A 19,636-nucleotide genomic window follows, 5' to 3' on the forward strand; every position below is an offset into this window, starting at 1 on the left:
TAAATAGTGCGTTGCTTCTTATTTATACGACCATAGCGTCAAAGCGATCGTTGTAGGGTCAATGCAGCACGAATTGTTTCCCAAAAAGTTCGGGTAAAAAACAGCTCTTACAAATGTTAAATCTATCACTTGCTGCAAGCTGAAGTAGTATCTCTTCATCTAACAAGTCGATAACATAGCTCCGATAAAATCAATTTTCAACAAAAATTTCCAATAGGAAACAGATTTTCTCGTTTTGCTACAGGGAGCACACTTTATTTCCCTGTGTGCTCTTTAATCAACAAAGCGCTTCATGCAACAATGAAATCAATAGACAGGAAGTAAGAAATGAATGAGGGACCTATGTCAGAAGACATTTATGATGAGTACCCATCTTTAACGTTGGCGAAAGAGACGTTAGATCAGAATATCGAACCACTTAGGCTCGGCCAGCGTATTAAAGATATCCGCAGCAAGCTGGGCATTACGTTAGAAGAGGCGAGCCAACGTACTGGTTTGGCGCGCTCTACGCTGAGTAAAATCGAGAACGAACAAATCTCACCGACGTTCCAAGCGATGCAGAAATTGGCTATGGGTTTGCAAATTGATATGCCGCAACTCTTTGAGCCACCAAGAAAAAAGGTTGCCACAGGACGTCGTGACTTAACTAAAGCAGGTCAGGGTAAACCTCACCCAACTCCGACTTACGAGCATGAACTGCTCGCGACAGAACTTTCGAATAAGAAGATGATGCCGTTCAAGAGCCGAGTGAGAGCACGCACCTTTGAAGAGTATAACGATTGGGTTCGCCACGATGGTGAGGAGTTCTTGATGGTGATCTCTGGTGATGTGATGTTCTACTCAGAATTCTATGAGCCGGTACCCATGAGCGAAGGTGACAGCATGTATTACGACGCCAACATGGGGCATATGTTGATTTCTACTAGTACAGAAGATGCACTGATTTTGTGGGTGACTGCAAAATAAGTTAACAAAGTTAGAATTTCTTATAGTGAATGCAAACGTTTGCTTTTGTTTCTAACGTTTGCCAAAAGACGCGATGTTGGTGTGAAAAGCATCAATATCGCGTTTTTGTATGCGACTGAAAGTTGTTTTTAAATTGTTAAATGTCACATTTTGAGCTGTTTTAATCTTGTTAAGGGTGTAAAACTGAGTCAGGCTTGTTTACTATAGTGAACACGGTTTACTCATGTTGATTGAAGTTTACTGAAGTGAATTCTTAGAAAGTGAGTCGTATAGCTTTTATACAGAAGCCTCTTTTTATATCGCTAGTAATAAAAGCCTATATAGAAGACATCACTTTTTACTATCTACTGTTTCTAACGTTAACCCATATCGTTAGAGGCGACTCTAAATAGAGATATAAGCGGCAGATTCGATTTGGAAAGCCTGCAACGCTTCATGGAGAATAAAATGACTCAAGAACACGCTAATCAAGACCTACTAAAAACACCTCTGCATGCACTTCACGTTGAAGTCGGCGCAAAAATGGTTCCTTTTGCTGGCTACGACATGCCAGTTCAGTATCCACTAGGTGTAAAGAAAGAGCACTTACACACTCGTGACGCTGCTGGTCTTTTTGATGTTTCTCACATGGGGCAACTGCGTCTACACGGTGAAAATGCAGCCGCTGTTTTAGAATCTCTGGTTCCAGTAGATATTATCGACCTGCCTTCTGGTAAGCAGCGCTACGCCTTCTTTACTAATGAACAGGGCGGCATCATGGATGATCTTATGGTTGCTAACCTTGGCGATCACCTATTTGTTGTTGTGAACGCGGCGTGTAAAACACAAGATATCGACCACCTAACGGCTCACCTTCCTGCAGACGTAAAAATGGAAGTGATTGATGACCGCGCTCTATTAGCACTTCAAGGCCCTAAAGCTTCTGAAGTTCTTGCTCGTTTCCAACCAAGCGTTGCAGACATGCTGTTCATGGATGTTCAAAAAGTCGATATCGACGGCGTAGAGTGCATCGTAAGCCGCAGTGGTTATACCGGTGAAGATGGCTACGAAATCTCAGTACCGAACGATCACGCTGAAGCACTTGCTCGTAAACTAACATCAGAAGCAGAAGTAGAGTGGATTGGCCTTGGTGCTCGTGACTCACTTCGTCTTGAGTGTGGTCTATGTCTGTACGGTCACGATCTAGATACAACAACAACGCCGGTAGAAGCTAGCCTTTTATGGGGTATCCAAAAAGTGCGTCGTACTGACGGTGAACGTGCAGGCGGTTTCCCTGGCGCTGATATCATCCTTGAGCAAATCGCGACTAAAGACGTTCAACGCAAGCGTGTTGGTCTTGTTGGTCAGACTAAAGCACCAGTACGTGAAGGCGCTGAGCTGTTCGATGCTGAAGACAACAAGATTGGCGTTGTAACAAGTGGTACTGCGGGTCCTAACGCGGGCAAGCCTGTTTCTATGGCTTACGTTCGTACTGACCTAGCGGTTATTGGCACTGAAGTATTCGCTGAAGTTCGTGGCAAGAAGCTACCAATGACAGTAGAAAAAATGCCATTCGTACCTCAGCGTTACTATCGTGGCTAATCTCTTTTAAGAGAAACCACTAAGCTAAATGAAAGCCTATTGTTTGCTTCTCTTTATTGGGAAGCCTAACGGTAGGCTTTTTTGATTTTGGTAGCGTATGTCTTTGGTAACGTATTGCTTTTAACGTTACCCACTAACAACGGTTACTTAAAATTCGTTTATAAAATGAGATATGTGGCGATATCGTTACAAATACTTACTATAATCACGATTGTGACGTGTTATGGTGACGATTCATCATTTTTGTAAATAAGTAGTAGGGGTTACAAGGAGTTAACTATGAACGTAAACCATACAATGAGTCCGGTTCGTAAAGCCGTTTTAGGGCTTTTAACGCCATTAATTTACACATCAAGTGTTATGGCAACGGAAAACACGGACGAAAGTACTCCTGATTTGGGTGTAACACCCTATATTGTGAATGGTAGCGACGCTTCAGTCACGGAATTTCCTTCGATGGCAAGCTTGTTCATTGATCGTATTGATTATGACGGTGTTTACTCAACAGGCCCTTACTGTGGTGCGACAATTTTAGATAACTATCATGTACTGACTGCTGCACACTGTATTTATGGTGATGAGAATGCTCAACTTTTCACGGTAGTTGTTCCTCAATTGGAAGATACTTCTCTATTCCCTAACGGTAGCATCCAGAAAGTACGAGTATCTGAGGTGTATTATCGAACGGATTATTCAAACAGTATCAATCAACTATTAAGAAATGATATTGCGATTTTAAAGTTAGAAGCTTCTCTTAACCTTCAATCCTCAGCTGAAACTGTTATCCCTCAATTTGATACATACCTTAATGCTGCGAATGATTTCGTTGCAGTTGGCCATGGTGACATCGAGACTGATGTTGATGGTACGACATTGCTACAACAAGTTGACCTGACATATGTTGATACTCTTAATTGTAAAGCTGTTTTCGGTCCGTTAGTCACTGATAAACAAATTTGTTTCAACGGTAACGGACCGAATAATGGCTTATACGGGGGTACATGCCAAGGCGATTCTGGTGGTCCGGTGTTTTGGAAAAATGGCTCTACATATGAACAGGTCGGTATAACGAGTTTTGGGCCGACTACTTGCGGTGATGACATCGGCGTAACATCTGTATTTACAGAGGTATATGATTATAAAGATTGGATTACGGATGTAACTAAAGGGGTAAATGATAGCACGGAAACTGTCCAGTTTACCGCGACAGAGGCAAAACGAGTTGCTGTTGCTGGGACAAGTGCGTCAACTGGCTCTGGTAGCAGTGGCGGAGGTATTTCATTTGGTTTGCTAGGGATGCTGATGTTGATTGCTGGTGTTAGAAAAGCAGTTAAACGTTAGATCTTCAATGTTTTGAACAAGTCGACGCTTTATTTAAAGATAGCGTCGACTTTTTATTTTTTACTTTTGCAGGTGTGCAGTTGGTTAGTTGCTTGTAGAACTAGTTACTCAGCTCGATAACCGCTTTACGGCTGTATCTTTCTAGAATCTCATCCATCTCTTTTATCGCAGCATTGATGCTTTTAATCCCACCTTGAGCCACACCTTTTTCATTTTCGTTCAATGCAGAAAAAGCTTGCTTTAATTCCTTACCTTCCAACATGTTCCCGTGCAGCAACACCTCTTTGTACGTGAGTAGCTTATGTTGTATTGCAATAATTTCTGGGCGGGGATTGTCTGATTCTAATGCGTGACTAATGCAAGGAAATGCCGATTTATAACGATTCGCAATTTCCAATATGACGTCTTTCTTATTCGCAATTTTTCTAACTTCCCAACACTTGAATACTCAAGTTACCTAGCCTGTACGTTCACAACTGATATCAGTGTGAAGGTTTATGAAACGTAACGGTTTTTATCAAGCGAATAATATGCCTTTGATGGCTTATGTAAACCATCACAAGTCAATATGGTCTGCTTCTTGCGGGATTTAGGACATAACTGTCTTTTGAGGATGAGCTTATGTCACAAGAACCCATAATATTGGCGCTGATTGAGCGTAGGAAACAAGCAAACTTGTCTCAAGAAAAGTTAGCCTCGAGTGCAGGAATGAGTTTAAAAACCTATCAAAGGATTGAACGCGGCGAGGCTGACATCAAGATGTCTCAGTATCGTTCAATCACCAGAACCTTAAAAGTGACGGATTTGGATGTGGTACTTGATATTGTTGGTGCATCACAAGCGACGGCAGAAGATGTAGCAGCAGTCAGTCGCCTGCTGACTAGCGAAGAACGCATGCTCTTAATTAAATTGATTTTATCGGTCAAAAAGAAGCAGTAGTCTTTCTTTCAAATAAACAGCGTAATAGATCGATTCGTTAGTCAAATTGACAGATACTTCTAGGGTAATGTGTTCTCTGAGGGCATGAAGCCATCAGCTCACTCTTCCACGCAGCTGTTTGGTGGTGCTTCTTTGTTTTTTGCTTTCTAAACGTCTTTTCTGAGAGCCACGCGTCGGCTTAGTTGCTCGTCTTACTTTTTGAACCTTTGTCGCTTCCAAGATCAATTCTTTCAAGCGCACTAAAGCATCATCTCGGTTTTGTTCCTGAGTTCTATACTGTTGCGCTTTAATGATAATCACACCGTCTTTGGTGATGCGGCTATCTTTGTGTGCGAGGAGCTTTTCTTTATAGAAGTCAGGTAGGGTAGAGTGCTTGATATCAAAACGTAAATGTATCGCGCTCGATACTTTATTGACGTTCTGACCGCCGGCTCCTTGTGCTCTGATCGCTGTTAACTGGAGTTCCCAGTCTTGAATCGAAACAGAGTTAGATATTTGTAACATAAACATCCATTTTGAACGGTAATATGGCGCCATGATACTGAATATTGGTTATGGTATCAGTAACTTTATTTAAGAGTGGTAGTAGTGATGAAAATAGATTTAACGGCATATGAAGGATTAATCTTTGATATGGACGGTACGTTGATCGATACAATGCCTGCACATGTAAAGGCGTGGGAGCGAACGGCTGAAGAGTTTGGCTTTCATTTTGAAGCGTCTTGGCTGCATAGCTTAGGTGGCATGCCGAGTTATAAGATAGCCGGTGAGGTGAACAGCAAATACGGTTTATCGCTCGACCCACAAGCGGTTTCTACGTTTAAAATGGCGTCGTTTGCGGCTATCGAAGACAAAGGAGACGTTATCCCTTGTACTCACTCTCTGTTGTTAGAGCATCTGGGTAACAAGAAGATTGCAGTCGGAACGGGCAGTCAACGTAAAAGTGCCGAACAGTTACTGGATAAGACAGAGATCTTGAGTAAGCTCGATATTCTCGTGACAGCAACAGACGTTAAGAATCACAAACCAAATCCGGATACTTTCTTAGATGCGTGTTTTGGTATGGGTTTGCAGCCAAAGCAGTGTGTTGTGTTTGAAGATACGAACCTAGGTAAGCAGGCTGCTCATGCTGCGAACATGGATTGTATTCTAGTGGTAGAGGGGAACACACTAGAGTTCTATCCTGCACCAAGCTGATTGCAAGGATTGGGTTGTTAAACCGCCAAACTAATAGCCTAGCGGAACAATACTGATTTTCTGTTAGGCGATTTCGCTCATTTCGCTGTCTAGGAACAGGCACACACTGTTTCGACCTGCTGCTTTGGCTTCATAAAGTGCTAAATCGGCGCACTTGTAGCTAAGAGCAGGGTCGTTGGTCAGGTTGGTAATTCCACCACTGACCGTCACCACGTTATCGAGCTCAATACTGACTGCGATTCTCAATCTGTTAAGTACATACTCAGCTTCTTCTGTTGTGGTATGAGGCAGAATAACGCCAAACTCTTCGCCACCAATACGAGCCACAAAATCAGTTTCTCGGCACTCTCGTTGTAATACTTGAGCAACGGTTTGAATGACGCGGTCTCCATAATCGTGACCAAATCTGTCGTTGATGCGTTTGAAGTGGTCTATGTCCAAAATCGCTAAACAAGACTGTTCGCGAGTAGGGTAACGATTAACACGAGAGCACTCATCTCGCAGCTCAAGATCGAATTTACGGCGGTTCCAACACCCAGCTAAGGCATCTTTTTCACTCAGGTTTCTCAGTTTGTTTTCTAGCTCTTTGTGTTTACTTATATCCACAAATGAAGCGACATAAAACTGAATCACGTCTTTCGAGTCTTTAATGGTTTGGATTCGCAATATTTCCGTGATCAAAGACCCGTCTTTACGACGATTAACCACTTCGCCTTCCCACATGCCTTTCTCTTTGATGATGCTCCACATCTTGATGTAGAACTCTTCGTTGTAGCGACCAGAGGCAAACATGGACGGTTGGCGGCCTTTTACGTCTTCTAACTCGTAGCCACTCACACGGGTGAACTCTTGGTTTACTTTGATGATTCGGTTGTTTCTGTCGGTAATCACCAAGGCAGACATGCCATTCATTGCGGCCTTAGCAAGTTGGCTCTCGATACTGTTCTTCTTGTGGTTGCTGTTCCACAATACGAAGCCAGCGGAGATCATCGAAATCAAGAAAGACAAGGTGATGATCTGAACGACGATCGCTTGTTTTTCTTCTCGGTATTGACTGCTGAACTGCTGATTTTCAATGTGAAGAACCATGTAAATAGGGCCTTCAAACTGTTTGATTTTAGGGCTGATGTCGGAATGAAAATACCAGTTCTCACCATCGAAATAGCTCGAAGATGTCTTGTCTTGAATCGCAGTCCAAAGCTCAGGGTATAACTTTGCGTAAGTCTGCTCTGAACGTGATTCAATTACATGTCCGAAAGATTCCGTAGGATCCGGCCCCATGATTATGTGTCCGGTTTTGTTGAGAATAATAGGAACAGCAGAAGATGCACCAATTTGATAGTGAAGGCGCTTATAAATCTCAAGCATGTTCAGGTTTGCGATGAAGTAACCAATAATGCGGTTGTTTTCAGCGACTGGCGTCATAATGCGTAGTGCTGGAATCAAAGGGCGAACGATCTCTCCGTTTTCGACTTCAAGATCAATACCGCGAGAGCTAATCTCACCAATCTTTAATTGCTGTAGTACCTCATAGTAATCACGAGAAGACTTGTTCTGCAGTTCGTTCTCGGGGACGACAGTTGCTCGACCGTCTTTGTAGTTAACGCGGAACACTTCGTTTCCAGCTAGATCGAGATAACGAAGCTGAGAATAGTATTTTTGGCCACGAGCTAACATCACCCAAAGATCTTGCAGGGTTTCTTTATGGATAATAGAAGGTTCTCGAATCGCTCGGAGTAGTGTTTGAGACTCGGCGATTGAAGGAACAGAGTTAGAGATTTGCTCAACAATAACAGCGAGTTCATGAAAGCTGTATTCGATCTGGTTCTGGCTGGACTGTTGGATATTTAGCGTGTGCTGAGCTTCAACCCTGTCAAATTCAGAGTTAATGTAGAGGGCAGGGACTAGTCCTAGGGCAAAGATGGTACATAGAAATTGGCTGACTAGTTTTTTTATACTTGTATTCATCGCTGTCCTCAAAGAATCAGCGCAATACTATATATTTTATAGGGTTTTTAATGTGATCTTGACCCAGAAGTTAAGACAAGATTCGCATATAACTACGATTTAAGTGCAACTTTTTGCACTTAAGCTTGATTGTTGAGCAATCACTTCGTTAGTAAATGATTGCTCAATATAGAACACTGCTCCGAAACCTATGCTAAATTAATCGCGATTAATTGCCGATTATCTAACTAAGGGCAGCTAGCTTAGGCTGACGATATTTCCATTACTATCAATATCTAACGACATGAACGCCGGTTTGTCAGGCAAGCCTGGCATGGTCATCACATTGCCGCACAACGCGTAAATAAAACCAGCACCAGCACACAATTTTAGTTCTCTAACGGGCACGTCAAATTGGATTGGTGCACCTTTTACGTGTGCTTCTGTCGAGATCGATAATGGTGTTTTTGCTAAACAAACCGATAGGTCGTTATAGCCATGCAGTTTGAATTCGGCCAGTTGTTTTTTAGCCAGTGGAGATAGCGTAATACTTGCTGCGCCATAGCCAACTTCAGCGACTGCCATCAGCTTTTCTTCTAGGCTTTGCTCTGAGTGATACAAAGGCTTAAATCCACTCTGTTTTTGGCAAGCTTTTACCACGGCGTGAGCCAGTTGAGTCGCCCCTTCGCCACCTTGACCAAATGCTTCGCTTACTTCAACGTTAACGCTTGGATCGAAGTCGGTGATCATCTGTTTCAAAGCATCGAGCTCTTGAGCTGAGTCTTGTGGGAATCGGTTAATCGCAACAACTGTAGGCACTTGGTATTGCTTAACGTTAGTGATGTGCCATTTTAGGTTCTCAAACCCTGCAACAAGCGCGTCTTGGTCATCATTAAAGATTGAATCAGGTAACGGAGTGCCCGGTCTCAAATCGTATAAACCAGAGTTAGCCTTTAATCCACGTAAGGTTGCGACAACCACAGCGCAATCGGGCTTCTTGTTCGACGCTTTCGCTTTTATGTTGCACGCTTTCTCAAAGCCCATGTCTGAGCCGAAACCACCTTCAGTTACCACAAAGTCACTCAGCTTTAACGCTATTTTATCGGCAATAATTGAAGAGTTACCATGTGCGATGTTCGCGAAAGGCCCGGCGTGAATTAGGGTAGGAACGCCTTCAAGGGTTTGCATCAATGTTGGTTCAATAGAATCCTTCATGGTCACGGTCATTGCGCCTGCAACGTTGAAGTCATCTGCGGTTAGCGGCAAGCCTTGTTTGTTGTAAGCAAGTACCACTCGTCCGATGCGCTTTCTCAAATCTTGAAGGTCATTGGCTAGAGCAAGAATGGCCATTAGTTCAGAAGCGGCTGAGATATCAAATCCATCTTCTCGCTCAAAGCCGTTAATTGTTTTGTCTGCTTCGTTCTTGCCAACCGTGATCATGCGTAATGCGCGATCATTATGGTCAAGTACACGTCGCCAAACGATTCTACTTGGGTCGATATTCAGTGCTTTTAAGCCTGAGCGCGTTTCAAAGGCGTCTAACCCTTCACGCTGTTCATGATACAAACGTGCATCAATGGCGGCGGAGGCGAGGTTGTGAGCGGCCGTAACAGCATGAATATCGCCCGTGAGATGCAGGTTTAATTGTTCCATAGGGGCAACTTGAGAGTAACCACCGCCCGCTGCGCCGCCTTTTACACCAAATACCGGGCCCATTGAAGGCTGACGAATGCAGGCCATTGCAGATTGGTTAATCTTTGCGAGGCCTTGTGCTAATCCGATAGTAGTGACGGTTTTGCCTTCACCAAGAGGTGTCGGTGTGATCGCCGTGACTACGACTAACTTACCATCTTGTTGGTTGGCGAGGCGTTCAAGTGATGTGAGAGACACTTTAGATTTGAATTGCCCTAATGGCTGATGTTCGTTGTGGTGCAGGCCAGCTTGCTTGGCAACCTCACTGATGTTTTTAAGGGGAGTAGAGCGACAAATATCAATATCAGACAGCATATTTGATCCTTATATCAGAACCGAAAGGTGGTACGTAAACGTTTGCGTGGCGATAGTACTGTATAAATTTGCCAAGTAAAGGCAAACCACACGAATTATGTGCTGGAAGATAACAGATCTAAAGAGTCATTGCGCGAGATCAAATCTTAAACGAGCAAAATATTCGATATGATTAACTTCAGCTGCCGTTATATTGGTGTTGAATACAAAAAGGGCTGCATATAGCAGCCCTTCAAGGAATGGGTAATCTCACTTGGCGTTAACCTTTAAGAGGTAACTGCCTAATATGGTCGATTAACGATCCCAGTATGTTTCTTCTAAGCTATCTTCGCGTTCAGGTAATGCACGAGAAAGGCGAGGAGAGTGCTGAGTCAACACTTCGTAGCTTACACGGTTTGCGTACTTACAAATTTGAGACAGTGAAGAGTAAGTTAGACAAGTGTGCTCGTGTTTCTCTGAGTTTGGTACATTCACGTGGTGGTAGCTATTTGCTGCCATGTCGTGAAGTAGTGCTGAAAGTGCACCATCGCCAGCGCCATTGGTATTCTTAATCTCAAGTGGGCCACCTAGGTAAGGGCCAATGTGAGAGTACACTTTTACTGGGTCTTTACAGTCTTGCTTACGCATCGCACGGCTGAATTCGTATTTATTGAACTCAGGGATGTTACCCGGTAACAATGGCAGTGTGGTTTCGCGTTTCGCTGGTTCGTCAGTGTAACCTGCCATGTATAGACCAATAGGGCCTGCAGTACATAGAACTAGGTCAACCCACTCAAGTGCCTTGTTAGCAGCCAATAGAGGATCTTTTTCACCCGTTAGCGCTTCACCTTCATCTTCGTTCATCGCGACGATGGTTACGTTTTCTTTCAGGTATTCTTGCCACCATTCAGCGTTGCCTTCGATCACATACTTAGTACCAAGTGTTAGTACAACAGGCACATTGTGCGCTTTCGCGTATTCAATCGCTTTTTGTACCGCTTTTGGCATCGGATCTTCAGGTTTGCCACGCATTAGGTATGACGACACAACCAATGCAGAAGCTTTCTCGAAGACTTTTTCAGGAATGCTTTCTGGAAGAAGTTGGTTCATGTGGCCTTCGTTGATTGCAAACGTACGTTCGCCATCTTCAGAAATCAGCGTGTAACAACGACCAATTGGACCATCAACAGTTTGAAGGTGGTTTAGATTCATACGAGAAGAAGTGCGGCAAAGGTAACGATAACCAAATGAGCCAACTTCAATCTTCTTAGACATTACGCCAAGCAGGACAGATTTGCTGTCCGCAAGTACGGAATAGTTGTGCAGTGTGTTGCCGATAGTATCGCCAGGATATTGATGCGTGATCAAACCGCGCTCAACTAACTCTTCATACAGCGCATCTGCTTTACTTTCTTCCAATACCAGTGAGTGACCTTTACTCAGCTCGTATTTTTCTAGGAACTCGTTGTCAACACGGGCTTCGATATCAACAATCGTTTGGCCAACACCCACAATCGTTGCGCGGTGAAGCTTAGGCGTTTGTTGAATTTGGTTGACCAACGGATCACGTGCGTGAGTTGGAAAGTAGTGCTTAGATTTACGCTGTCCAGGAAACTTCATATGAAAAATACAGTGAAAAAATTTTGCCGCATGATATCACATTTTGTTTCTGTTTCTTTCATTTTTATTACATTTTGAATCACCTGTACAATGTCTGAACAGGTGATTCAACTAACTATATGTTTGAAACTACTCGGTTGGCTGTACTAACGTCGCTGGATCAACGTAAGCCTCTGTACCCCATAGTGGAACAGTTGAAAGGCTGTGTTTGAAGCTACCTTCTGTTTCTTTGGTGGTGTAAGACAAGTAAAGCAGCGACTGATTCTCTGCATCGTAGATACGACGAACCTTCATTGTTTTAAAGAAGATACTTTTCGATTGCTTGAATACCACTTCGCCAGACTTACTCTTGTCTATTTGAGCAATCATTTCTGGTGTAATTTCACCTGTTTGACGACAAGATATAGAGCTATCACTTGGATCAGAAAGGCTAAGGTTTGCTTCGATTGATGCGATATGACAGGTAACACCCGCGATCTTATCGTCATCTAATGAAGACATCTTGATATCCTTCATTGTGAAGAAACCCAGTGAGACGTCGCCAACCTCGTTGTCCGAACAGCCAGCTAACATTGTCACGATACCTGCTGCTATTAAGGCTTTTTTCATAAGAAGTCCTTTTTATTTATATAGTTCTGTTTACTATAAGGATATTGAAAGCTTGGATACGAGTGTAGAGCTTTTCGTTAAGTTCTTAAAGGATGTTGTTGGATAATGAAAAATATGAAGCATTTAAAGTACTTGTTGGCCTTGGTCATGCTCTGTATGCTCTCTGCTTGTAGCTCGGCACCTCAGCCGACCGTATGTCTTCCAAATAACTGCGATATTTGGGGATACTAACCGTAGGTACTAAAAGAATGAATAACGAAATACCTGAAATTGCACACAAGAAAAACCAATGGCTATTTAGTCAGCTCGATATTGCTTACCCCGCAAAAGAGAGCCTCCTCGGCCGTGAACTTTATCAAAGCAAACTTCCATCCAAGACATACCAACTCCTAGCACAAGATCAAACTCCTTCCCAAATTGATGAACTGCATAAAGTCGATTTCCATAAATTGACCGTGCTATTTTCACTCAACCAAGCAAGCGTTTACCAAGATGAAATCGAAAGGGCACACATGCTTGAGTTCTTGAGCCAAATTATGCTTTCTGACGATCATGTATTATATATTGGTACTCAAAACGGTGAAGTTGTGGCGAGCGCTATCGTCACAGAAGCGGATGGTTCCCTATTGATCTCGGATGTCGTTGCTGAAAATGGTCAAAGTATCAACAACTTTGCTAAGCAGTTACACGATTTTTGGGCACAAGATCATGCTTCTTGCGATAAAGTATGGATCGAGAACTAAAGATTCTTTGACAAAGCGTTAATCTAAGTACAATACCCCGTCTTATTTAAAGGGTATTGTATGTACAAGCTATTGATATCAATCGCTGTATTATGTGTTAGCGCTTATTCTTCACTCAGTTTTGCTAACGACTGGGATATTAAACGCATCCTAGTTTTACACTCATACGAACCTTCTTATCAATGGACAGCTGACTTCCAAAAAGGGATAGACAGTGCGTTCAGCCAGTCTCAAACCGAAGTTAAACTCTCAATAGAGTATTTGGATTCAAAGCGTGTCCACAGCCCAGAGTATTACGACTCTCTCGCGAACTACTTACGTGCGAAGTATGCAGGTTATAAATTTGATGGCGTAATTGCGACGGACGATAACGCAGCCAATTTTCTTGAATCTCTGCCTAATTTGATTGATCGCTCCACACCTGTCGTTGCAGCCGGCATCAATGATTTCAGCACCGACATGTACGCGGTGTCTGACAGAGCAACTGTGCTTTACGAGAACGATCAGATAGACGTTAATATTAAGCTGATCTCCAAATTAAGACCTAATCTAAAGAATCTCTATTTTGTAAATGATTACAGTGTCACGTCTGAATTGATTCATAAAGAAATGAACAAAATGATGGCTGAATTTTCAAATATCAATCTCGTAGAAATTCGCGACTTGTCGCTGGAGCATACGAGCCAATTTTTGGAAGGGATCTCTGCGGACGATGCGGTATTGCTCAGTCATTACAACACCGAGTTAAAGCAAGGGGTTTATCACACTTACCAAGAGATTGCGGATACGTTGTCAAAAGCGAGTGCTGCTCCGGTGTTTGCTTTATGGCAGTTCTATATTTCGGGTGATGTACTCGGTGGTTACGTTAATCACTCACAAAGCATGGGTGAACAGGCCGTCGATGCGTTGGATAAATACCTTCCACTTGGTTTTACTACACCGTTAATTCCCGGAGACAACAAACGTTTTGTATTCAATTACCCTGCAATGAAGAGATACGGGATTAGTGGAAACGCGTTACCTGACGAAGCGGTTTTCATTAACGAGCCTTCATCCTTTATTCGCAAAAACTTCCAGTTGTTATTGGGGCTGTCGATGGTGATTGCGGGTTTGAGCCTGATCATCTTGATGCAATTTGTCACTCTGCGCCAAAAGAAAGAGTTGGCGAATAAGAACAAACGAATCTTAAAGCTTCAGAAACAGACCTTGAATATCCAAAAGGATATGATTCATGTTCTCGGAGAGGCAATTGAAACCCGCTCTGGCGAAACTGGTAATCACGTTAAGCGTGTAGCCAAGTTGTCTGCACTGCTTGCTAAGTATCGTGGCTTGAGCCATCGCGAGGTCGAGATGATTGAGATCATCAGCCCAATGCACGATGTGGGTAAGATTTCAGTCCCTGAATCAATCTTGGATAAACCTGGGAAATTAACCGACCAAGAGTGGGAGGTGATGAAGCTTCATACTACGGCTGGCTATAACTTACTAAAGAGCGGAGCGGGTGATATTACCAACCTCGCGGCAATCATTGCTAACGAACATCACGAGCGTTGGGATGGTGCTGGATACCCGAATGGAAAAGTGGGTGATGAAATACACCTGTTTGCTCGTATCACTGCCGTAGCCGATGTGTTTGATGCGCTGCTTAGTGCACGTTGCTACAAAGAACCGTGGCCGTTAGATATGGTGGTCGATTTGTTTGAGCGAGAGTGTGGCTACCAGTTTGATCCTCAGCTAACTAAATTGCTACTGAAACACTTATCCGAGTTTGTCGCTATCCGAGATTCGTACCCCGATACTGGAACTGTAGAATATGCGTCTTCACCTTCGTTTGAAGCTAAGGTCTTAGAAGAGTCGGTTGTTAGCTAACCGTTGCTTTATCTGAGTGGCCTATACGTCTTGGCTTCTTTATCTATTCACCACGATCCGGCTAGGAAGTAGTGATTTATATTTCCCCTGAAATTGAGTCACTTATGTAAACCTCGCAGTCTTTGATTTCGTAGAATCTGGGGTCATTTGATGAAAACTGTTGCTTATGCTGAGCGATAAAGTGATCAACTCCATATTTCGCGAAGAGAAATAAGCCTGTATCTGCAAACTGTTACCTCAATCATCTCGCGCATTGAAAGAACACTATAGGATAAAACTTGGATTCAATCTGAGTGAGATACCTATGCGGTTAGAACAGACTAAATGTGTGATTTTCGATTGTGACGGAACACTTATCGATAGTGAAAAGCTGTGCTGCCAAGCTTTGGTGAACGTTTTCACTGGCTTTGGAGCGGAGCTAAACGTCAACGACTGCTATGCGCACTTTCAAGGCGGGAAGCTAGCCGACATCTTAATGGATACACAAGAACGTCTTGGGTTATCTATCTCGATTGATACACTTGAGCCGTTATATCGCAATGAATTACAAGCACTGTTCCAGCGTCATTTAAAACCGATGGATGGCGCTATCGAACTTATTGAATTCCTCAAACAACAAGACATCGAGTTTTGTATTGCTTCCAATGCACCGAAATCTAGGGTTGAATCTTCATTGGCGATGACAGGCATGCTAGACGACTTCAAAGGCAAAGTGTTCTCAGCTTTTGATGCTAACAGCTGGAAGCCAGAGCCTGATCTAATCATGTACACGGCCATGAACATGGGCTTTCTGCCAAATGAGTGCATCTACGTGGATGATACGTTGAAAGGGATTGAGGCTGGTGTTCGCGCGGGTATCCAATCGTTTCGATTACGCCCGAGTATTGATGAAGCAATCGTAGATCCCGAAGCCGACTCAGCAGAACTCGCGGCTCAGGATATCTACAGTTTAGAAGAAATTTCAGTTTGGATTAATGGCAAGCACTGCTCAAATGGTGGTATATCGAATTCTGCAGCTTTGGTGGGGTAGAGCTTAGTTGAAGGCTGACTACCTTACTAAATTGTTTGGTGTGGAAACCGCAAGATGCACAAGTAAACTTTTCTCCACTTTCTGAAAGCAGATACTCGTCGTGTTGGCATAAAGGGCATGTAATGTCGTCGGTGTTTGGTGTTTCTGTTTTATTCATTATGTGTCACCTGCAGCAAGGGGGTAAGCGAAAAAAGACCCGTTCAATTAGATTACTCCTAAGCTCGAATATTAGACAGTTCTGACACTTCTTAATCTCTCCTTTGCGACTTGCTTCATGGTAATTGATAATGTCATCGTTATTGACCATGGTTTTTGTAATGTTATTAAACAAAAGCCAAAAAGAAAGGACCCATTACGAGTCCTCATTAGTTTGTTTTCAATTCACGCCGCTAGTTCACCAGTTGATCCTTAAGTTCGGTAGCGTGCCAATGTCTGAGATAGAGAAACCGACGCTTCTGTTAGCCTAGATACGCCATTTGAAGAATTCTGAGCCACGTCTTTAATCACATCGGATTGGCTTCGAATATCGTTAAGCTCTGCTGCAATCGTATTGGCAACGTTACTTTGCTCATCGGCTGATGTTGCGATTTGGATACTCATGTCCATTAGTGCTTGAGCTGAATCTGCAATCGAGTTTACGTCGTGACCAATGTTTGAAATCAACTGGCTACTGGTTTGCGCTTGGTCAACCGTCTGTTCGGTGATCTTCGCGATATTTTGGCTCTCTTGCTGTAAGCGTTCAATCATCGCTTGGATTTCTACAGTAGCCGACTGAGTGCGGCTTGCCAGTGTTCTTACTTCATCAGCAACAACAGCGAAACCTCGGCCTTGCTCGCCCGCACGAGCGGCTTCAATCGCGGCATTTAAAGCAAGTAAGTTAGTTTGCTCTGAAATAGCATTGATCGTCGTGATGACCTCGTTAATTTGGCTCGTATTCACATTCAAGCTAGTAACAGAAGATGAGGTTTGCTCAATCAAAGAAGAAAGGGTGGTGATTTCCGAGATTGCCTGTTGAACCTTCGCATGGCTATCGTTGATTTGCTGCGCGTCTTGTTCTGTTTGTTCAGTTGAGCGTGCAGAGATGTTAGAGACTTCATTTGCCGAAGCTGTCATCTGATCCATTGCTGTCGCTACAGAGTCTAGAGAGGCATTTTGGCTCATGATTTGTGTTTCGCTGCGCTTCATCTCAGTTTCGAAAGAAGCCGATGTTTCGCTTAGCGTTGCTGCACTGTGGTTTACGTTGTTGACTAACTCACTAAGCGTGTCCATTGAACGGTCAAGCGCACAACCAATCGTGCCGAACTCATCACGGCCAGGGTGGAAGCCAAGGCGTGATGTTAAGTCACCATCACCAATCTTTTGAGTCGTTGAATAAAGAACCCAAAGTGCGCCGCCTAGGAAAGTCGCTACCCAGTAACAGAAAAGACCAAAAGGCACACACCACAAGAAGCTCAGTAATAAAGTGTACAGTGCTTGCTGCTTTTGATTCTGTATATCGTTAGTTGAAACGGTAAGTGAGTAGTAGTTGCCATCTTGTGCGAGTGCTGTGGCAGTCACAGAACCATTATTTGAAATAGTGGTTTGTTGAGCGCGAGTTTGCTGGCTAACAGAGCGAACAGATGCCGGGGAATCTGATGCTGATAAAATGCCTTGCAGTTGATACTCGACCTGCTGTTTTGCAGTTACGTCAATGTGTTCCATTTTGTTGACGTAGTTCAGTCCAGCTAGGCTTGCCAGAGCGGCAAAAAAGATTAAGAAAATGACCCAAAACTTGTCGTTGATCGACATCTTAATAAACAGTTTGTCTATCGTTCGAAATTGTACTTCTTTCATAAAAACTCCACGGTAAATCCTTTACCGTGGACTCTAAATAACCGACCTCAATAAAAATGTGACTTAAATCGACTAATTGTGAAAATTAATGATAGTGATATGTCATTTATGAGATCTGAATCAAGTAAATTAGTTCTGTATAGGTTTATTAGCCTAAAGAAGGCAGTAACCCTACTGAAATAAGAACTTGAATCGCAATGATAAATACGCCAACGCTACCTGCTAAAAACAACGCTTTGCTACCGCCTAACACTTGGTAACTGGCTTCTGAAGATTGTGGTTTGACAGAGAAATCAGTGTAACGAACCTTGTAGACCATCACTGTTGGTAACAGAATCGCGAGCACTGAAAGTGCAATGGCTGCGTAGCCTAAAGCCATGATGAAGCCTTGTGGGTAAAATAAGGCAAACCCCAGTGGCGGTAAGAAGGTGATAGCAGCTGTCTTAACACGTTTTGCGTTACCTAGTTTCTTGCTCAGTGAGTCGCCCATGAATTCAAATAAGCCCAAGCTCACACCAATAAAAGATGTCAGCAGTGCAAGGTCTGCAAACACACCGACGATCACGCTTAGGTTGGATTGATGAACCGTTTGCGATAGCGAGACTAATAGCGCGCCCAAGCTTGTGTCAGACAACAACTGCTCTTGGCTAATCACGCCCAAAGTAACACTTTGCCAGAAAACGTAGATAACCAGAGGCAGTGCCGAGCCAATAATCATTACCTTACGTAAAGAACGAACGTCACCATCTAGGTATCGAACAATTGATGGGATGCTGCCGTGGAAACCAAAAGAGGTAAACACAACCGGAATAGCCGCAACAATAAGGCCTTGCTGTAAAGGCATGCTCATTAAGTATTGAGAGGTAATGTTTGGCGCTAGGAAGCTGAGTACCAAAACCATCGCGATAAGCTTTAAGCCAAACAAAACGCGGTTAACTTTATCAACACTGTGTGTACCAATCGTAACAACGCCGGCAACTAATAGGGTAAATAGAAGCGTGGTGATTTGAGCATTAAGTTCGATACCCGCGATATCCGAAATTCGTTGGTTAAATTGCGCACCGCCGCCAGCTATGTATGCCGCACACAGAGCGTAGAAAAGAAACATCACCGCGAAGCTCGCAATCCACTTTCCTTTTGTCCCCAAAATGGTATGAGCTAACGTGTGTAGGGTAGCGTCAGATTCTGCGAATTGGTGAAGCTCTACCATTAATAGCGCAGTAAAAGCCATTAACGCCCATAAACCCAGCATCAAGAAAAGTGAAGTTGAAAAGCCAATACCTGCAGAAGCAAGTGGAAGAGCGAGCATGCCAGCACCAATGGTTGTGCCTGCAATGATCAAAGTACTACCAAAAACCTTTGATTTATTCATTGTATATAATTCTTTACGTTAGGGTGTGTTTTCATTGTAATTCTTCTAGCTTAAGCGCATAAACCCAAAGAATATCTCGATTTTGAAGTATTCTGATTGAGTTTAATTCCAAATGCAATTCTTATTGTAATTAAAAACATCCACTGTAAATTAATATTTACACAAAGGGGCGTGTCAGCATTCAAATGAGCAAAGCAAACGTTTGACCATGATCGGTTTCAAAATTTACGAGTAATTTGTTGTACTTGGTGTAAGGTGGCAGTACATATGTCGTTCGCGTATACCCCTTTAACGCAAAAAAGCGTTAATGATCGCGAGTAGCTTTAAGCTATGAATATGGAATGGGTAGAGTAGAGTGCGTTCATCAAAGTGACATAATATAAGTCCAAGATGGTGCACTAGTTAATCGGACATCATGTCCACATCAAGGAATAGAGGGGGCACAATGAGTGACCAATCTTATAATGACGAAAGTCTAGAGTTGTTAGATGCTATGGAAATTGGCATTGATTTGTCTGACTATGAGCAGACAGTGAAACAGTTAGCAGAAGAGCTTTTCAAGTCTTCGAACTAAGCTTTTAAGAGACCCTGTAAATAATTTTG

At 43.2% G+C, this 19,636-nt stretch carries 17 protein-coding genes; 9 read left to right on the forward strand and 8 right to left on the reverse strand.

All coding sequences use genetic code 11. The annotated features are described in order from the left end of the window. Nucleotides 1-342 precede the first annotated feature (342 nt). The 3 genes from AB4161_RS14610 to AB4161_RS14620 all read left to right on the forward strand — a co-directional run bounded on the left by AB4161_RS14610 (nt 343) and on the right by AB4161_RS14620 (nt 3,888). Entirely contained in the window at nt 343-966 is a 624-nt protein-coding gene (locus AB4161_RS14610; protein ID WP_017059847.1) for a helix-turn-helix domain-containing protein, read from the forward strand. Between the two features lie 447 nt (nt 967-1,413). Further along, nucleotides 1,414-2,547: a glycine cleavage system aminomethyltransferase GcvT gene (gene gcvT / locus AB4161_RS14615; RefSeq protein ID WP_017059846.1), complete on the forward strand. Its 1,134-nt coding sequence runs from the start codon at nt 1,414-1,416 to the stop codon at nt 2,545-2,547. A 279-nt stretch (nt 2,548-2,826) separates the two neighbouring features. Then, nucleotides 2,827-3,888 (forward strand): trypsin-like serine protease, encoded by a 1,062-nt coding sequence (locus AB4161_RS14620; RefSeq protein ID WP_017059845.1) that lies wholly within the window; start codon nt 2,827-2,829, stop codon nt 3,886-3,888. Nucleotides 3,889-3,988: 100 nt separating this feature from the next. On the opposite strand, the gene AB4161_RS14625 is transcribed toward AB4161_RS14620, so the two are convergent. Further along, entirely contained in the window at nt 3,989-4,285 is a 297-nt protein-coding gene (locus AB4161_RS14625; protein WP_372083531.1) for a hypothetical protein, read from the reverse strand. Between the two features lie 224 nt (nt 4,286-4,509). On the opposite strand from AB4161_RS14625, the gene AB4161_RS14630 reads away from it, so the two are divergent. After that, nucleotides 4,510-4,827 (forward strand): helix-turn-helix transcriptional regulator, encoded by a 318-nt coding sequence (locus tag AB4161_RS14630; RefSeq protein WP_050633288.1) that lies wholly within the window; start codon nt 4,510-4,512, stop codon nt 4,825-4,827. Nucleotides 4,828-4,920: 93 nt separating this feature from the next. Here AB4161_RS14630 and arfB read toward each other — a convergent pair whose 3' ends face one another. After that, nucleotides 4,921-5,331 (reverse strand): alternative ribosome rescue aminoacyl-tRNA hydrolase ArfB, encoded by a 411-nt coding sequence (gene arfB, locus AB4161_RS14635; RefSeq protein WP_017059842.1) that lies wholly within the window; start codon nt 5,329-5,331, stop codon nt 4,921-4,923. Nucleotides 5,332-5,418: 87 nt separating this feature from the next. Here arfB and AB4161_RS14640 point away from each other — a divergent pair, with 87 nt between their 5' ends. Next, entirely contained in the window at nt 5,419-6,024 is a 606-nt protein-coding gene (locus tag AB4161_RS14640) for a beta-phosphoglucomutase family hydrolase (protein WP_102427960.1), read from the forward strand. A 63-nt stretch (nt 6,025-6,087) separates the two neighbouring features. On the opposite strand, the gene AB4161_RS14645 is transcribed toward AB4161_RS14640, so the two are convergent. From AB4161_RS14645 to AB4161_RS14660, 4 genes are all read right to left on the reverse strand, one after another. Next, nucleotides 6,088-7,992: a diguanylate cyclase gene (locus AB4161_RS14645; protein WP_372083532.1), complete on the reverse strand. Its 1,905-nt coding sequence runs from the start codon at nt 7,990-7,992 to the stop codon at nt 6,088-6,090. 237 nt (nt 7,993-8,229) lie between these two features. Further along, nucleotides 8,230-9,978, reverse strand: coding sequence for a formate--tetrahydrofolate ligase (locus tag AB4161_RS14650; RefSeq protein WP_372083533.1), 1,749 nt, complete (start codon nt 9,976-9,978; stop codon nt 8,230-8,232). A 294-nt stretch (nt 9,979-10,272) separates the two neighbouring features. Next, entirely contained in the window at nt 10,273-11,577 is a 1,305-nt protein-coding gene (locus AB4161_RS14655) for an inosine/guanosine kinase (protein WP_017069885.1), read from the reverse strand. A gap of 129 nt (nt 11,578-11,706) precedes the next feature. After that, on the reverse strand, nt 11,707-12,186 hold the full coding sequence (locus AB4161_RS14660; protein ID WP_017064645.1) for a CreA family protein: 480 nt from the start codon (nt 12,184-12,186) through the stop codon (nt 11,707-11,709). 248 nt (nt 12,187-12,434) lie between these two features. Here AB4161_RS14660 and AB4161_RS14665 point away from each other — a divergent pair, with 248 nt between their 5' ends. The 3 genes from AB4161_RS14665 to AB4161_RS14675 all read left to right on the forward strand — a co-directional run bounded on the left by AB4161_RS14665 (nt 12,435) and on the right by AB4161_RS14675 (nt 15,828). Beyond that, nucleotides 12,435-12,929: a hypothetical protein gene (locus tag AB4161_RS14665; protein ID WP_017064644.1), complete on the forward strand. Its 495-nt coding sequence runs from the start codon at nt 12,435-12,437 to the stop codon at nt 12,927-12,929. Between the two features lie 60 nt (nt 12,930-12,989). Beyond that, nucleotides 12,990-14,798, forward strand: a complete 1,809-nt coding sequence (locus AB4161_RS14670; protein WP_372083534.1) for an HD domain-containing phosphohydrolase — start codon at nt 12,990-12,992, stop codon at nt 14,796-14,798. Between the two features lie 304 nt (nt 14,799-15,102). After that, nucleotides 15,103-15,828 (forward strand): HAD-IA family hydrolase, encoded by a 726-nt coding sequence (locus AB4161_RS14675; RefSeq protein WP_017059834.1) that lies wholly within the window; start codon nt 15,103-15,105, stop codon nt 15,826-15,828. A 408-nt stretch (nt 15,829-16,236) separates the two neighbouring features. On the opposite strand, the gene AB4161_RS14680 is transcribed toward AB4161_RS14675, so the two are convergent. Both AB4161_RS14680 and AB4161_RS14685 read right to left on the reverse strand, forming a co-directional pair. Next, nucleotides 16,237-17,661: a methyl-accepting chemotaxis protein gene (locus AB4161_RS14680; protein ID WP_017064641.1), complete on the reverse strand. Its 1,425-nt coding sequence runs from the start codon at nt 17,659-17,661 to the stop codon at nt 16,237-16,239. 148 nt (nt 17,662-17,809) lie between these two features. Next, on the reverse strand, nt 17,810-19,033 hold the full coding sequence (locus AB4161_RS14685; protein ID WP_017059832.1) for an aromatic amino acid transport family protein: 1,224 nt from the start codon (nt 19,031-19,033) through the stop codon (nt 17,810-17,812). Nucleotides 19,034-19,478: 445 nt separating this feature from the next. Between AB4161_RS14685 and AB4161_RS14690 the strand changes: the two genes are divergently transcribed. Beyond that, on the forward strand, nt 19,479-19,607 hold the full coding sequence (locus tag AB4161_RS14690; RefSeq protein WP_017059831.1) for a hypothetical protein: 129 nt from the start codon (nt 19,479-19,481) through the stop codon (nt 19,605-19,607). Nucleotides 19,608-19,636: the final 29 nt, after the last annotated feature.

The organism is Vibrio sp. 10N.286.51.E5 (assembly GCF_041469125.1).
Classification (GTDB): Bacteria; Pseudomonadota; Gammaproteobacteria; order Enterobacterales; family Vibrionaceae; genus Vibrio; species Vibrio crassostreae_C.

What these genes read in the sequence shown, in the direction of transcription:
- AB4161_RS14630 (WP_050633288.1), top strand. Translation starts at nt 4,510, where the DNA reads ATGTCACAAGAACCCATAATATTGGCGCTGATTGAGCGTAGGAAACAA.
- AB4161_RS14655 (WP_017069885.1), bottom strand. Translation starts at nt 11,577, where the DNA reads ATGAAGTTTCCTGGACAGCGTAAATCTAAGCACTACTTTCCAACTCAC.
- arfB (WP_017059842.1), bottom strand. Translation starts at nt 5,331, where the DNA reads ATGTTACAAATATCTAACTCTGTTTCGATTCAAGACTGGGAACTCCAG.
- AB4161_RS14670 (WP_372083534.1), top strand. Translation starts at nt 12,990, where the DNA reads ATGTACAAGCTATTGATATCAATCGCTGTATTATGTGTTAGCGCTTAT.
- AB4161_RS14620 (WP_017059845.1), top strand. Translation starts at nt 2,827, where the DNA reads ATGAACGTAAACCATACAATGAGTCCGGTTCGTAAAGCCGTTTTAGGG.
- AB4161_RS14665 (WP_017064644.1), top strand. Translation starts at nt 12,435, where the DNA reads ATGAATAACGAAATACCTGAAATTGCACACAAGAAAAACCAATGGCTA.
- AB4161_RS14660 (WP_017064645.1), bottom strand. Translation starts at nt 12,186, where the DNA reads ATGAAAAAAGCCTTAATAGCAGCAGGTATCGTGACAATGTTAGCTGGC.
- AB4161_RS14645 (WP_372083532.1), bottom strand. Translation starts at nt 7,992, where the DNA reads ATGAATACAAGTATAAAAAAACTAGTCAGCCAATTTCTATGTACCATC.
- AB4161_RS14610 (WP_017059847.1), top strand. Translation starts at nt 343, where the DNA reads ATGTCAGAAGACATTTATGATGAGTACCCATCTTTAACGTTGGCGAAA.
- AB4161_RS14680 (WP_017064641.1), bottom strand. Translation starts at nt 17,661, where the DNA reads ATGAAAGAAGTACAATTTCGAACGATAGACAAACTGTTTATTAAGATG.
- AB4161_RS14685 (WP_017059832.1), bottom strand. Translation starts at nt 19,033, where the DNA reads ATGAATAAATCAAAGGTTTTTGGTAGTACTTTGATCATTGCAGGCACA.
- gcvT (WP_017059846.1), top strand. Translation starts at nt 1,414, where the DNA reads ATGACTCAAGAACACGCTAATCAAGACCTACTAAAAACACCTCTGCAT.
- AB4161_RS14640 (WP_102427960.1), top strand. Translation starts at nt 5,419, where the DNA reads ATGAAAATAGATTTAACGGCATATGAAGGATTAATCTTTGATATGGAC.
- AB4161_RS14690 (WP_017059831.1), top strand. Translation starts at nt 19,479, where the DNA reads ATGAGTGACCAATCTTATAATGACGAAAGTCTAGAGTTGTTAGATGCT.
- AB4161_RS14650 (WP_372083533.1), bottom strand. Translation starts at nt 9,978, where the DNA reads ATGCTGTCTGATATTGATATTTGTCGCTCTACTCCCCTTAAAAACATC.
- AB4161_RS14675 (WP_017059834.1), top strand. Translation starts at nt 15,103, where the DNA reads ATGCGGTTAGAACAGACTAAATGTGTGATTTTCGATTGTGACGGAACA.